We start from the raw sequence: 12,186 nt of genomic DNA, 5'->3' as shown, positions 1-12,186 counted from the left end.
CCTCGGCGCCCTGTAGTGGATGGCGCATGTGCGCCGGCGAATAAGGTGTTAAGCCCCTGCCATGAAACCATCGCTAGTCTTGAGAATGGGCCAGCAGCTGACGATGACACCTCAGCTGCAACAGGCCATCCGCCTGCTCCAATTGTCGACCCTGGACCTGCAACAGGAAATCCAGGAGGCCCTGGAGTCCAATCCGATGCTCGAACGCCAGGAAGAAGGCGACGACTTCGACAACGCCGACCCCTTGGCCGACAACACCGAACAAAAGCCCAACACCGATATCCAGGAACCCTCCTACCAGGAGAGCGCACCGACCGTCGATAACCTCGAGGAAGGTGACTGGAACGAACGCATCCCCAACGAACTCCCTGTCGATACCGCCTGGGAAGACGTTTACCAGACCAGCGCCAGCAGCCTGCCCAGCAACGATGATGATGAGTGGGATTTCACTACCCGCACATCGGCCGGCGAAAGCCTGCAAAGCCATTTGCTGTGGCAATTGAACCTGGCGCCGATGTCTGACACCGATCGCCTGATCGCCGTCACCCTGATCGATTGCATCAATAATCAGGGCTATCTGGACGAAACCCTTGAGGAAATCCTCGAAGCGTTCGATCCGGAACTGGACATTGAGCTGGACGAAATCGAAGCGGTCCTGCACCGCATCCAGCAATTCGAACCGGCCGGCATCGGCGCCCGCAACCTGGGCGAATGCCTGCTGCTGCAATTGCGTCAGCTGCCTGCCAAAACACCTTGGCTGGCCGAAGCCAAACGGCTGGTCACCGACTACATCGATTTGCTTGGCGGCCGAGATTACAGCCAGCTCATGCGTCGCATGAAGCTCAAGGAAGACGAACTGCGCCAGGTGATCGAACTGGTCCAGAGCCTTAATCCGCGCCCCGGTTCACAAATCGAGTCCACCGAAGCCGAGTACGTCGTGCCTGACGTCATCGTACGCAAGGACAACGAGCGCTGGCTGGTCGAACTCAATCAGGAGTCGGTACCTCGGCTTCGGGTCAATGCCCAGTACGCAGGCTTCGTACGCCGCGCCGACACCAGCGCCGACAACACCTTCATGCGCAATCAGTTGCAGGAGGCCCGCTGGTTCATCAAGAGCCTGCAGAGCCGCAACGAAACCCTGATGAAAGTCGCTACCCAGATCGTCGAACACCAGCGCGGCTTTCTGGAGTACGGCGACGAAGCCATGAAGCCATTGGTCCTGCATGACATTGCCGAAGCGGTGGGCATGCACGAGTCGACGATTTCACGGGTAACCACCCAGAAATTCATGCATACCCCACGGGGTATCTATGAGCTGAAATACTTTTTCTCCAGCCACGTCAGTACCTCCGAAGGCGGCGAATGCTCGTCTACGGCGATCCGCGCGATCATCAAAAAACTGGTTGCCGCGGAAAATCAGAAAAAGCCGTTGAGTGACAGCAAGATCGCTGGTTTACTGGAGGCACAAGGCATTCAGGTGGCTCGCCGCACCGTCGCCAAGTACCGCGAATCCCTCGGGATCGCGCCTTCGAGCGAACGTAAGCGGTTGATGTAGAGCCACGCCACAGCGTTCCAGTGGTAGATCATCTGATCTACCGCTTTATGCACTGGCAACGAAGGAGAAGCTGTATGCAAGTCAACATCAGTGGACACCAACTGGAAGTGACCGAACCTCTTCGCACCTACATCGGCGAAAAACTCGAACGATTGGAGCGACATTTCGACAAGATCACCAACGTGCAAGTCACGATGACGGTCGAGAAGCTGAAGCAGAAAATCGAAGCCACCCTGCATATTCCCGGCAGTGAAGTGGTCGCAAACGCTGAGCATGACGACATGTATGCGGCGATCGACTCACTCACCGACAAGCTGGATCGCCAACTCAAAAAGCATAAGGAAAAGACCCAGAGCCTCCTTCAGGGCGCAACCGGTCGTTAACACTCCCAACCCATGATCCGACTTGAAAACATCCTGACCCCCGGCCGTTCTTTGGTGAACGTGCCGGGCGGCAGTAAAAAGAAAGCCCTCGAACAAATTGCCAACCTCATCCATCGCGAAGTGCCGGATCTGGAGATGCAAGATGTCTTCGAGGCATTGATTGCCCGTGAAAAACTCGGTTCTACCGGTTTTGGCAACGGCATCGCCATTCCTCACTGCCGCCTCAAAGGTTGCGTGTCGCCCATCAGTGCCTTGATGCACCTGGACGCACCTATTGATTTCGACGCTATTGATGGCGCCCCGGTTGACCTGCTCTTCGTGCTGTTGGTCCCGGAAGCCGCCACCGATGCTCACCTGGAACTGTTACGACAGATCGCCAGCATGCTCGACCGCAAGGAAGTGCGCGAAAAACTGCGCAGCGCCCCGAGTAATGAAGCCTTGTACCAGGTCGTCCTGGACGAGCAAAACGGTCATTAATCATGCGTTTGATCATCGTCAGCGGTCGCTCCGGCTCAGGTAAAAGTACCGCCCTCGCCGTTCTCGAGGACAACGGATACTATTGCATCGACAACCTCCCTGCCGGGTTGTTGCCGGAGCTTGCCGAGCGCGCACTTGTTCATACTGAGCTGTCTCAACCGCTGGTTGCCGTGTCCATTGACGCACGCAACCTGCCCAGTCATCTCTCACGTTTTCCCGATCTCCTCGAAGAAGTCCGCGGCCGGCATATCCAGTGCGATATTTTGTACCTGGACGCCGATGAAGAAACGTTGCTCAAGCGCTTTTCCGAAACCCGTCGACGTCACCCGCTGAGCAACGCCAATCGTTCGCTCGCCGAAGCAATCAACGTTGAAAGCGTCTTGCTCGGCCCCATCGCCGACCTCGCCGACCTCAAGATAAACACCACCAGCCTGAATTTGTATCAACTGCGCGACTCGATCAAATTGCGCCTTTTGAACCAGCCGGAACCCGGCACGGCATTTCTGGTGGAGTCGTTCGGGTTCAAGCGCGGTATGCCGGTAGACGCTGACCTGGTGTTCGACGTACGTTGCCTGCCCAATCCCTACTGGAAGCCGGAACTGAGAGAACAATCCGGCCTCGATCAGCCGGTTGCCGATTATCTGGCGGCACAGCCAGATGTCGAAGAGATGTTCCAGGACATTTCCACATACCTGCTAAAGTGGCTCCCTCGTTTTGCCGCCAGTAACCGCGCCTACGTGACCATTGCCATTGGTTGCACTGGCGGACATCACCGTTCCGTCTACCTGACCGAACGCTTGGGCAAAGCCCTGCAACAAACCCTGAAGAACGTCCAGGTCCGCCACCGCGACCTCAGCTAAAGGATTCACATCGCGATGCCTGCTCTGGAAATCGAAATCATCAACAAGCTGGGTTTGCATGCCCGCGCTTCTGCAAAATTCGTCGGTATTGCTGGCCAGTTCCCTTGCCAGATCAGAGCCGGACGCACCCCCCAATCGATGGTCGACGGCAAAAGTATCATGGCCATGATGATGCTCGCCGCTGGCAAGGGCACCACCATTCATTTGAGCACGGAAGGCGAGCAGGAACAGGAAGCGCTGGACGCGCTGGTGGCATTGATCAACAACTTCTTCGACGAAGGCGAATAACCGCTACCGAATTCTTTCCCGGTGACTTTGTGGCGAGGGAGCTTGCTCCCGCCGGGACGCGAAGCGGCCCCAACGCCTGTCATCGCAATGCACCAGATACTCCGCGCGTGCTGATTTCACGACTACTTCGCAGCCGAACGGGAGCAAGCTCCCTCGCCACACAGCAAATCAAGCCAACGCCGTATCCATCACCATCATCAAACAAAACCCGATCAACAATCCAAGGCTGGCCAGCTTGTCGTGGCCGTGCCTGCGCGATTCGGGAATGATTTCGTGAGTGACCACCAAAAGCATCGCCCCCGCTGCCAGCGCCAACCCCAAAGGCAGCAGCAACTCGGCCAGACTCACCAGCCATGCGCACAACAGTGCGAAAACTGGCTCGACCAGACCTGAAGCAGCGCCGATCAGGAATGCCTTGAACCGCGACATGCCGGCACCGGCCAGAACCAAGGCAATCACCAACCCTTCCGGCACATCCTGCAAGGCAATGCCCATCGCCAGACTGTCGGCATCCGGCATACCACCTCCGGCCGAAACGCCCACCGCCATGCCTTCGGGAATGTTATGGGCAATGATCGCGAACACGAACAACCAGATCCTTGGCGGAATGATCGGATGTTCGACGCTACCATTGAGCATTTCCGGCGATGCCCCTGACACTTTGCGATCCACCAGAAACAGGCCGAATGCGCCGAGCATGATGCCAAGACTGATCAGGCCGCTGGCTGCAAACGGACTCATGCCTAGCTTTTCCGCCGCCGCAATGCCAGGCACGATCAGCGAGAACGCTGTCGCCGCCAGCATGACCCCGGCACCGAAGCCCAGCAATGAATCGCTGAGTGCCAGGGGCATGCGCCGGATCACCAGTACCGGCACCGCCCCAAGCGCTGTGCCGAGGGCGCAGATCGCACCGCCCTGCAACGCCCGCGACAGCTTCGGCTCCAGATCGAGCCATTCCAGCCCGTGCGCAACCAGCAAACTCATGCCGGCCAGCAGTAACAACGATCCAAACGCGTAACGAAACATCCGTCCACTGCCGGTCGCCAATGTTTCAGTGCCCATAGTCAGCCTTGGATAGTTTTATAAAAGACTTAAACCAGTGCGGCCTGATAGCGAGCAGCAACTTCCGGCCAGTTGATCACGTTGTAAAACGCACTGATGTATTCCGGGCGGCGGTTCTGGTACTGCAAGTAATAGGCATGTTCCCAGACATCCAGGCCAAGAATCGGCGTGTTGCCGTTCATCAAGGGGCTGTCCTGGTTGCCACTGCTTTCCACCACCAGCGTCTTTTGCGGGGTCACGCTCAGCCACGCCCAACCGCTTCCGAAGCGAGTCAATGCCGCTTTGGTGAAAGCATCTTTGAAACTGTCCAGGCCGCCCAGTTGCTCTTCGATGGCATTGGCCAGTACACCTTCAGGTTTTCCGCCGCCGTGAGGTGCCATGACTTCCCAGAATAGCGAATGATTGGCATGACCGCCGCCCTGGTTGATCACTGCAGCGCGGAGCTTCTCGGGCAATTGCTGCACCGCAGCCACCAGCTTTTCCACCGGCCATTCGGCGAACTCGGTGCCTTCAACGGCGGCGTTGAGGTTGTTGATGTAGGTCTGGTGATGCTTGGTGTAATGAATTTCCATGGTCTGCGCATCGATGTGCGGTTCCAGGGCGTCATACGCGTACGGCAAGACAGGCAGGGTAAAAGCCATTTCAATGGACTCCATGGTGATGAGGCGCAGGCTTCGCAGCATCGATGTGCAGCAACCGATGTGTGCGTGGGTACTCGCCGTGATCGCTGATGAAATTCAGCAGCTCGACATAAGTCTTGCTGCTCTGGCGCAACGCGGCTTCGCGCAAGGCCGGTGACAAACGCGGATCCTGCAGGGTCTGCAGCAGCCGCTGGTGGATGGCGCAGAGGTATTCGGCGCTTTCCTCCGGCTGGTTGAGGCGCAGATGCAGGTCCGCGAGGTTGTGATGGGAAATCACGCAAGCTGCTACCGCCTCTTCAGCATCCGCCCAGCGCTCGAACAACACCTGGGCCAGGGCCAATGCCTGCAGGTACATCTCGCGGGCATCGACCAGTTCACCCAGCATGAAAAAGCGATTGGCTCTCTCGATCGTGCGTTTCCAGTGCTCCATGGTGTGCCTCCAAAGCGGTAGCGGGGGTTTACACGCCGCCAGCGGTGAGTTTTTCCGGGTTGAGCAGTTCTTCCAGTTGGCTGCGCGACAGGTCGGTGTGCTCCAGCGCGACGTCGATGACCGGTCGACCTTGCTGATAGGCTTGCTTGGCGATTTCGGCAGCTTTCTGGTAACCAATGATCGGATTGAGCGCCGTCACCAGAATCGGGTTGCGCGACAGTGCCTCTTTGATTCGGTCTTCGTTGACCTTGAAGCTGGCTATGGCCTTGTCGCCTAACAAACGACTGGAAGTGGCCAGTAATTCGATGCTGCTCAGCAGATTCTGGGCGATGATCGGCAACATCACGTTCAGCTCGAAATTGCCGGACTGACCGGCAATGGTGATTACCGTGTCATTGCCGATCACCTGGGCGGCAACCATTGCGGTGGCTTCAGGGATCACCGGATTGACCTTGCCGGGCATGATCGAAGAGCCCGGTTGCAAGGCTTGCAGTTCGATTTCGCCGAGACCGGCCAGCGGACCGGAGTTCATCCAGCGCAGGTCGTTGGCGATTTTCATCAACGACACGGCGGTGGCTTTGAGTTGACCGGAGACAGCGACCGCGGTGTCCTGGGAACCGATCAGCGCGAACAGGTCCTTTCCCGGCTGGAATTGAACGTGAGTCAACTGGCTCAATTGCAGGCTGAAACGTGCTGCGAATTCAGGGTGTGCATTGACGCCGGTACCCACCGCCGTGCCGCCCTGTGCCAGAGATTGCAGCGCCGGTTGCAGATCTTGCAGATGACCGATATTGGCCTTTAGCTGTTGCGCCCAGCCATTGAGCACCTGGCTCATGCGCACCGGCATGGCGTCCATCAAGTGGGTGCGTCCGGTTTTGACGTGGTGATGCACCTGTTCGGCCTTGCGCTCGATGACCTGTACCAGGTGCGTCAGCGCCGGCAGCAATAGCTCATGCAATCCCAACGCCGCGCTGACATGAATGGTGGTCGGAATGATGTCGTTGCTGCTCTGCCCGCAGTTGACGTGATCGTTCGGGTTGACCCCTTCGCCAAGCAAACGGCTGGCCAGCGTGGCGATCACTTCGTTGGCGTTCATGTTGGAGCTGGTGCCGGACCCTGTCTGGAAGATATCCACAGGGAAGTGCTGCATGAAATCGCCTTCGAGCAGACCTTGGGCCGCCTCGACGATGGCATTGCCCTGGGTTTCGCTGATCTGCTTGAGCTCGATGTTGGCGCGCGCTGCGGCAGCTTTGGCCAGGATCAGCGCGCGGATGAACTGCACCGGCATGGGTTGGCCGCTGATCGGGAAGTTATCCACTGCACGTTGCGTCTGTGCGCCGTAGAGGGCGTCTTCCGGGACCTGAAGCTCACCCATGCTGTCGCGCTCAATACGTGTCTTGGTCATCTGAAAATCCTTGCACCAGTTCAGTTAGGGGAATTGAAGGCTGCAACTCGCAGGTAGCCAGTTGCCACGTGTAGAGCTGCCAGCGCTTGAGGCTGCATGTGCACAGAGAGAGGCGTTCGAGTTCACGCAAGGGCCGCCAGGCCTGGTCGAGACAGTAGGTGCGCCAGTGCCACGGCAGCGCGACATCGGCGGCAGTGTCGAGCAACAAACGGAAGGAAGTTTCGGCGACGGTCCAGGGTGAGGTGGCCGTGCAACACGCCAGATACCGGCCTTCAGCCAGGTAGTGATCGATCAGGCGAGGCTCGTCGGGGTTCATCGCGCAACGGATCTGGCGACTCATCCAGCGCCAGCTTTCGAGGTACGGCTGCTCGTGCAAGGCAGAACTCATGATCCGGGGGCTCATTCGGTAATGAGATTTATTATTAGATGATAATGAGAACCAAAACAAGCGTGCCGGACTACTCATCGCCTTCTGTAGGAGCCCGGCTTGCCGGCGATGGCGGCTGTGACATCGCCATCGCCGGCAAGCCGGGCTCCTACAGGGATTGGCGTAAACCCAATAAAAAGGCGCGCCACCCAATAGGTGGCGCGCCTTTTTGTGCAGCGGCCGAGGTTTAGCTGCCCGCCACCGTCATCCGCTCGATCAGCACCGAACCGGTGCGAATGTTGCTGCGCAGTTCCAGGTCATTCCCCACCGCAACGATCTGTTTGAACATATCGCGCATGTTGCCGGCAATGGTCACTTCCTGGACCGCGAACTGGATTTCGCCGTTCTCGACCCAGTATCCCGCGGCACCACGGGAGTAATCGCCGGTCACCATGTTGAGGCCCTGCCCCATCAATTCAGTCACCAGCAAGCCACGGCCCATGCGCCGCAGCAACGCCGCCTGGTCTTCATCGCCATGGGTGACAAACAGGTTATGCACGCCACCGGCGTTCGCTGTACTCGGCATACCCAGCTTGCGACCGGAATAAGTGCCAAGGATGTAGGACACCAACTCACCTTTTTCGACGAACGGTTTGGCGTAGGTCGCCAGGCCGTCGCCATCGAACGCCGCGCTGCCCATGGCACGCATCAGGTGCGGACGCTCGTCGATGGTCAGCCATTCCGGAAACAGTTTCTGCCCCAGCGTGCCTTCAAGGAACGAGGATTTACGGTAAAGACTGCCGCCGGAGATCGCCGACAGGAAACTGCCGAACAAGCCGCCCGCCAATTCTGCGGAAAACAACACCGGCACTTCGCACGTCGGCACCGGACGCGCACCCAGTCGGCTGGCCGCTCGTTGCGCGGCACGCTGGCCGATGCTCACCGGGTCGGCCAGCAAATTGCCCTGACGGTTCACGTCGTACCAGTAATCGCGCTGCATCTGGCCATCGGCCTCGGCAATCATCACGCAGCTCAGGCTGTGGCGGGTCGATGCATAACCGCCGACAAAGCCATGGCTGTTACCGTACACGCGGCAGCCCTGATGGGTGCTGAGCGTCGTGCCGTCGGCGTTCTTGATCCGGCTGTCGGCGGCAAACGCCGCGGCTTCGCAGGTCAGGGCCTGTTCGATGGCTTGCTCCGGGGTGATGTCCCATTGGTGGAACAGATCGAAATCCTGAAGATCACGCGCCATCAGCGCGGCATCCGCCAGGCCCGAGGCTTCGTCTTCCGAGGTGTGCTTGGCGATGGCCAATGCAGCCGCCACCGTTTCACGAATGGCGTCCGGTCCACTGGCCGAGGTGCTGGCCGAGCCTTTGCGCTGGCCGACGTACAACGTGATGCCAAACCCTTGGTCACGGTTGAATTCAACGGTTTCGACTTCACGCTGACGCACCGTGGTCGACAGGCCCTGCTCCAGGGAGACCGCCACTTCACAGGCGCTGGCGCCCTGGCGCTTGGCTTCAGCGATGATCTGCTCGACTTGCTCCTGCAGTGCCGGCAACGCTTGCGGGCCGACGCTTTCAACTGCACTCATGCTGTTCTCCACTCAAATTCTGCTTTCGGTAACGGTCATCGAGCGACCGGGCCGGACAAGCGGCCCCCGACTGGTTATCATGGCGGCGTTTCTTTGCGGACGGCCACCATGGTTGATTCTTACGACGACTCCCTCGATACGGGAGAAAAAAGCAAATCCCAGGTCAAACGCGAGCTGCATGCTCTGGTTGACCTCGGCGAGCGCCTTACAACACTCAAGCCTGACTTGCTGGCAAAACTGCCGTTGACCGACGCTATGCGCCGGGCCCTGGCCGATGCGCCCAAGCACACCGCGAACATCGCGCGTAAACGGCACCTTCAGTTCATCGGCAAACTGATGCGCGATCAGGACACTGACGCCATTCTGGTTTTGCTCGATCAACTCGATGCCTCCACTCGCCAGTACAACGAACGCTTCCATAACCTGGAACGTTGGCGCGATCGCCTGATCGCCGGCGACGATGCCGTGCTGGAAAAGTTCGTCGTCGACTACCCGGACGCGGACCGCCAGCAATTGCGTTCCCTGATCCGGCAGGCACAGCACGAGGTTGCGCAAAACAAGCCTCCTGCTTCCAGCCGTAAAATCTTCAAGTACATCCGTGAGCTGGACGAGACTCAACGCGGTCTGCGTTAATTCTCGCCCCCTGTAGGAGCTGCCGCAGGCTGCGATTTTTTGATCTTTTTCTATTGAAAAGCAAAGATCGCAGCCTGCGGCAGCTCCTACGGGAGCATTACATCCTTACGAGCCCGTGCCACCCACGGTGATCGCATCAATCTTCAGCGTTGGCTGGCCGACACCCACCGGCACCGACTGCCCATCCTTGCCGCACGTCCCCACACCACTGTCCAGCGACAGATCGTTACCGACCATCGACACTTTGCTCATGGCTTCCGGCCCGTTGCCGATCAGGGTCGCACCTTTGACCGGTGCGGTAATCTTGCCGTCTTCGATCAGGTACGCCTCGCTGGTGGAGAACACGAACTTGCCGCTGGTGATGTCGACCTGGCCCCCGCCCAGGTTGGCGCAGTAGATACCGCGTTTCACCGAGGCGATGATTTCTGCCGGGTCGCTTTCGCCGGCGAGCATGTAGGTGTTAGTCATGCGCGGTATCGGCAGGTGTGCGTAGGATTCGCGACGACCGTTACCAGTGCGGGCCACGCCCATCAGGCGCGCATTGAGCTTGTCCTGCATGTAGCCCTTGAGTACGCCGTTCTCGATCAGCGTGGTGCACTCGGTCGGCGTGCCCTCGTCATCGACGCTCAGGGAGCCGCGACGACCGGCCAGGGTGCCGTCATCGACGATGGTGCACAGCTTCGACGCAACCATTTCACCCATGCGCCCGCTATAGGCCGAACTGCCCTTGCGGTTGAAGTCGCCTTCCAGACCATGGCCGACCGCTTCGTGCAGCAGCACGCCCGACCAACCGGAACCGAGCACCACCGGCAATGTGCCAGCCGGTGCCGGGATGGCTTCCAGATTGACCAGCGCCTGGCGCAACGCTTCACGGGCATAACCCATGGCGCGGTCTTCGGCGAGGAAATAGCGGTAGTCGGTACGACCGCCACCGCCATGGCCACCGCGCTCGCGACGGCCGTTCTGCTCGACGATCACACTGACGTTGAAACGCACCAGCGGCCGCACGTCCGCCGCCAGGCCGCCGTCGGTGGAGGCCACCAGAATCCGTTCCCAGACGCCGGCCATGCTCACGGTGACCTGCTGAATACGTGGATCAAGGGCACGGGTCGCAGCGTCGATGCGCTTGAGCAAATCGACTTTCTCGGCGCGGCTCAGCACTTCCAGCGGATTGTCCGGACCGTACAACTGCGCGACGTCTTGCGTGGTGAACGCCTGCACCGTGCCATTCTGCCCGGCGCGGGAAATCGAACGGGCGGCACGGGCGGCGGCGCCCAACGCTTCCAGGGTGATGGCGTTGCTATAGGCAAAACCGGTTTTTTCACCCGATTGCGCCCGTACGCCCACACCTTGATCGAGGTTGAAACTGCCTTCCTTGACGATGCCGTCTTCCAACGCCCAAGACTCGGAAATCTGTCCCTGGAAATACAGGTCGGCGGCATCGATGCCCGGGCCGGCGAGATCGCCGAGCACACCTTGCAGGCTCTCGATCGTCACGCCGCCAGGCGCCAGGAGGTGTTCACTGACTGAGGACAACAACTCGCTCATATGTTTTACGCCTTAAATTCGTCGTTCTGATGCAGGTCGCCGGGCGCCCTGCGAGAAAAAGCGCCGGTGACTGGACACCGGCATCCGCGCCCGGATGGACGCCTGTTCGCTGCTATCGCGTTCGGCCAGCAGCACGGCCTCGCCCTGGTCCTGTTGCGCCAGCACTCGACCCCACGGGTCGATGATGGCGGCGTGACCGAAGGTCTCCCGCGGCCCCGGATGCGTCCCACCCTGGGCAGCCGCGAGCACATAACATTGGGTCTCGATGGCCCGCGCGCGAATCAGCACATCCCAGTGCGCGGCGCCCGTCACCGCAGTGAAGGCCGATGGAGCGGTGATCAATTCCGCGCCGGCTGCACGCAACTCGCTGTACAGCTCAGGGAAGCGCAAGTCATAACAGACCGTCAGGCCAACCCGGCCGACCGGCGTGTCCGCCACCACGACACCATTGCCATAAGCATAGTCATCGGATTCTCGATAACGCCCACGATTGTCCGCTACGTCCACGTCGAACAAATGCAATTTGTCGTAGCGCGCCACCGTTTCGCCCTGGTCATCGACCAGCAGCGAACAGGCATGCACCTTGGCCGTCGGCTGATCTGCCGGCGGCAACGGTAATGTGCCAGCCACTATCCATAACTTGAGGTCACGTGCTGTCTGTTTCAACCATGGCAGGATCGGGCCTTCACCCAATGCTTCGGCGCGACCGATGTCGGCGATGTCGCGGCGGCCCATGGCGGCGAAGTTTTCCGGCAGTACGGCAAGCTTCGCACCGCCAGCAGCCGCTTGCTCAAGCAAGCGACGGACCTGTGCCAGATTGGCCAGCACATCGCTCTGGCTGACCATTTGAATCACCGCGACAGACATGGCCTTATCCTTTCTGAAATCACTTCATACCCTGTAGGAGCTGCCGAAGGCTGCGCCTTCGGCCATGCTACTCCAT

The 12,186-nt window shown here is 59.4% G+C and carries 14 protein-coding genes; 6 read left to right on the top strand and 8 right to left on the bottom strand.

Annotated features, from left to right (window positions below):
* Positions 1-61 precede the first annotated feature (61 nt).
* The 5 genes from QYH43_RS00705 to QYH43_RS00685 all read left to right on the top strand — a co-directional run bounded on the left by QYH43_RS00705 (position 62) and on the right by QYH43_RS00685 (position 3,563).
* Positions 62-1,555, top strand: a complete 1,494-nt coding sequence (locus tag QYH43_RS00705) for an RNA polymerase factor sigma-54 (RefSeq protein WP_095058441.1) — start codon at positions 62-64, stop codon at positions 1,553-1,555.
* Positions 1,556-1,629: 74 nt separating this feature from the next.
* The gene (raiA, locus tag QYH43_RS00700; RefSeq protein ID WP_060542979.1) at positions 1,630-1,938 is read left to right on the top strand and encodes a ribosome-associated translation inhibitor RaiA; all 309 of its coding nucleotides are present in this window, start codon (positions 1,630-1,632) and stop codon (positions 1,936-1,938) included.
* Between the two features lie 12 nt (positions 1,939-1,950).
* Positions 1,951-2,415 (top strand): PTS IIA-like nitrogen regulatory protein PtsN, encoded by a 465-nt coding sequence (gene ptsN / locus QYH43_RS00695; RefSeq protein ID WP_095058440.1) that lies wholly within the window; start codon positions 1,951-1,953, stop codon positions 2,413-2,415.
* Positions 2,416-2,417: 2 nt separating this feature from the next.
* Positions 2,418-3,275, top strand: coding sequence for an RNase adapter RapZ (gene rapZ, locus QYH43_RS00690; protein ID WP_095058439.1), 858 nt, complete (start codon positions 2,418-2,420; stop codon positions 3,273-3,275).
* Between the two features lie 15 nt (positions 3,276-3,290).
* Positions 3,291-3,563, top strand: coding sequence for an HPr family phosphocarrier protein (locus tag QYH43_RS00685; RefSeq protein WP_095058438.1), 273 nt, complete (start codon positions 3,291-3,293; stop codon positions 3,561-3,563).
* 168 nt (positions 3,564-3,731) lie between these two features.
* Here the strand turns inward: QYH43_RS00685 and QYH43_RS00680 are convergent, their stop codons facing one another.
* From QYH43_RS00680 to pmbA, 6 genes are all read right to left on the bottom strand, one after another.
* Positions 3,732-4,625, bottom strand: coding sequence for a ZIP family metal transporter (locus QYH43_RS00680; protein ID WP_095058437.1), 894 nt, complete (start codon positions 4,623-4,625; stop codon positions 3,732-3,734).
* Between the two features lie 29 nt (positions 4,626-4,654).
* Positions 4,655-5,266, bottom strand: coding sequence for a superoxide dismutase (locus QYH43_RS00675; RefSeq protein ID WP_095058436.1), 612 nt, complete (start codon positions 5,264-5,266; stop codon positions 4,655-4,657).
* 1 nt (position 5,267) lies between these two features.
* Positions 5,268-5,696, bottom strand: a complete 429-nt coding sequence (locus QYH43_RS00670) for a hypothetical protein (RefSeq protein WP_095058435.1) — start codon at positions 5,694-5,696, stop codon at positions 5,268-5,270.
* A gap of 28 nt (positions 5,697-5,724) precedes the next feature.
* On the bottom strand, positions 5,725-7,101 hold the full coding sequence (locus QYH43_RS00665; protein ID WP_095058434.1) for an aspartate ammonia-lyase: 1,377 nt from the start codon (positions 7,099-7,101) through the stop codon (positions 5,725-5,727).
* Complete coding sequence (locus QYH43_RS00660) at positions 7,082-7,489, bottom strand: FagA protein (RefSeq protein WP_095058433.1); 408 nt, start codon at positions 7,487-7,489, stop codon at positions 7,082-7,084. Before QYH43_RS00660 ends, QYH43_RS00665 begins: the two co-directional genes overlap by 20 nt.
* A 226-nt stretch (positions 7,490-7,715) precedes the next feature.
* Entirely contained in the window at positions 7,716-9,062 is a 1,347-nt protein-coding gene (gene pmbA / locus QYH43_RS00655) for a metalloprotease PmbA (RefSeq protein ID WP_095058432.1), read from the bottom strand.
* A 108-nt stretch (positions 9,063-9,170) separates the two neighbouring features.
* Here pmbA and yjgA point away from each other — a divergent pair, with 108 nt between their 5' ends.
* Positions 9,171-9,695: a ribosome biogenesis factor YjgA gene (gene yjgA, locus QYH43_RS00650; RefSeq protein WP_034148278.1), complete on the top strand. Its 525-nt coding sequence runs from the start codon at positions 9,171-9,173 to the stop codon at positions 9,693-9,695.
* 105 nt (positions 9,696-9,800) lie between these two features.
* On the opposite strand, the gene tldD is transcribed toward yjgA, so the two are convergent.
* Together tldD and QYH43_RS00640 are read right to left on the bottom strand one after the other, a co-directional pair.
* Positions 9,801-11,243 carry a metalloprotease TldD gene (tldD, locus tag QYH43_RS00645; protein WP_301155889.1) on the bottom strand — a complete coding sequence of 481 codons (1,443 nt, stop codon included), beginning with the start codon at positions 11,241-11,243 and terminating at the stop codon, positions 9,801-9,803.
* A 12-nt stretch (positions 11,244-11,255) separates the two neighbouring features.
* A complete protein-coding gene (locus QYH43_RS00640) occupies positions 11,256-12,110 on the bottom strand; it encodes a carbon-nitrogen hydrolase family protein (RefSeq protein WP_301155888.1) in 855 nt (284 codons plus the stop codon).
* Between the last annotated feature and the right edge of the window lie 76 nt (positions 12,111-12,186).

This window comes from Pseudomonas sp. C32 (assembly GCF_030417915.1).
Taxonomy (GTDB): Bacteria; Pseudomonadota; Gammaproteobacteria; order Pseudomonadales; family Pseudomonadaceae; genus Aquipseudomonas.
The sequence above is the reverse complement of the archived record's forward strand: the minus strand, read 5'-3'. Positions and strand labels throughout refer to the sequence as shown.

Bases quoted from the DNA above. Each gene is read 5' to 3' on its own strand.
- QYH43_RS00705 (WP_095058441.1), top strand. From the start codon at position 62: ATGAAACCATCGCTAGTCTTGAGAATGGGCCAGCAGCTGACGATGACA.
- raiA (WP_060542979.1), top strand. From the start codon at position 1,630: ATGCAAGTCAACATCAGTGGACACCAACTGGAAGTGACCGAACCTCTT.
- ptsN (WP_095058440.1), top strand. From the start codon at position 1,951: ATGATCCGACTTGAAAACATCCTGACCCCCGGCCGTTCTTTGGTGAAC.
- rapZ (WP_095058439.1), top strand. From the start codon at position 2,418: ATGCGTTTGATCATCGTCAGCGGTCGCTCCGGCTCAGGTAAAAGTACC.
- QYH43_RS00685 (WP_095058438.1), top strand. From the start codon at position 3,291: ATGCCTGCTCTGGAAATCGAAATCATCAACAAGCTGGGTTTGCATGCC.
- QYH43_RS00680 (WP_095058437.1), bottom strand. From the start codon at position 4,625: ATGGGCACTGAAACATTGGCGACCGGCAGTGGACGGATGTTTCGTTAC.
- QYH43_RS00675 (WP_095058436.1), bottom strand. From the start codon at position 5,266: ATGGCTTTTACCCTGCCTGTCTTGCCGTACGCGTATGACGCCCTGGAA.
- QYH43_RS00670 (WP_095058435.1), bottom strand. From the start codon at position 5,696: ATGGAGCACTGGAAACGCACGATCGAGAGAGCCAATCGCTTTTTCATG.
- QYH43_RS00665 (WP_095058434.1), bottom strand. From the start codon at position 7,101: ATGACCAAGACACGTATTGAGCGCGACAGCATGGGTGAGCTTCAGGTC.
- QYH43_RS00660 (WP_095058433.1), bottom strand. From the start codon at position 7,489: ATGAGTTCTGCCTTGCACGAGCAGCCGTACCTCGAAAGCTGGCGCTGG.
- pmbA (WP_095058432.1), bottom strand. From the start codon at position 9,062: ATGAGTGCAGTTGAAAGCGTCGGCCCGCAAGCGTTGCCGGCACTGCAG.
- yjgA (WP_034148278.1), top strand. From the start codon at position 9,171: ATGGTTGATTCTTACGACGACTCCCTCGATACGGGAGAAAAAAGCAAA.
- tldD (WP_301155889.1), bottom strand. From the start codon at position 11,243: ATGAGCGAGTTGTTGTCCTCAGTCAGTGAACACCTCCTGGCGCCTGGC.
- QYH43_RS00640 (WP_301155888.1), bottom strand. From the start codon at position 12,110: ATGTCTGTCGCGGTGATTCAAATGGTCAGCCAGAGCGATGTGCTGGCC.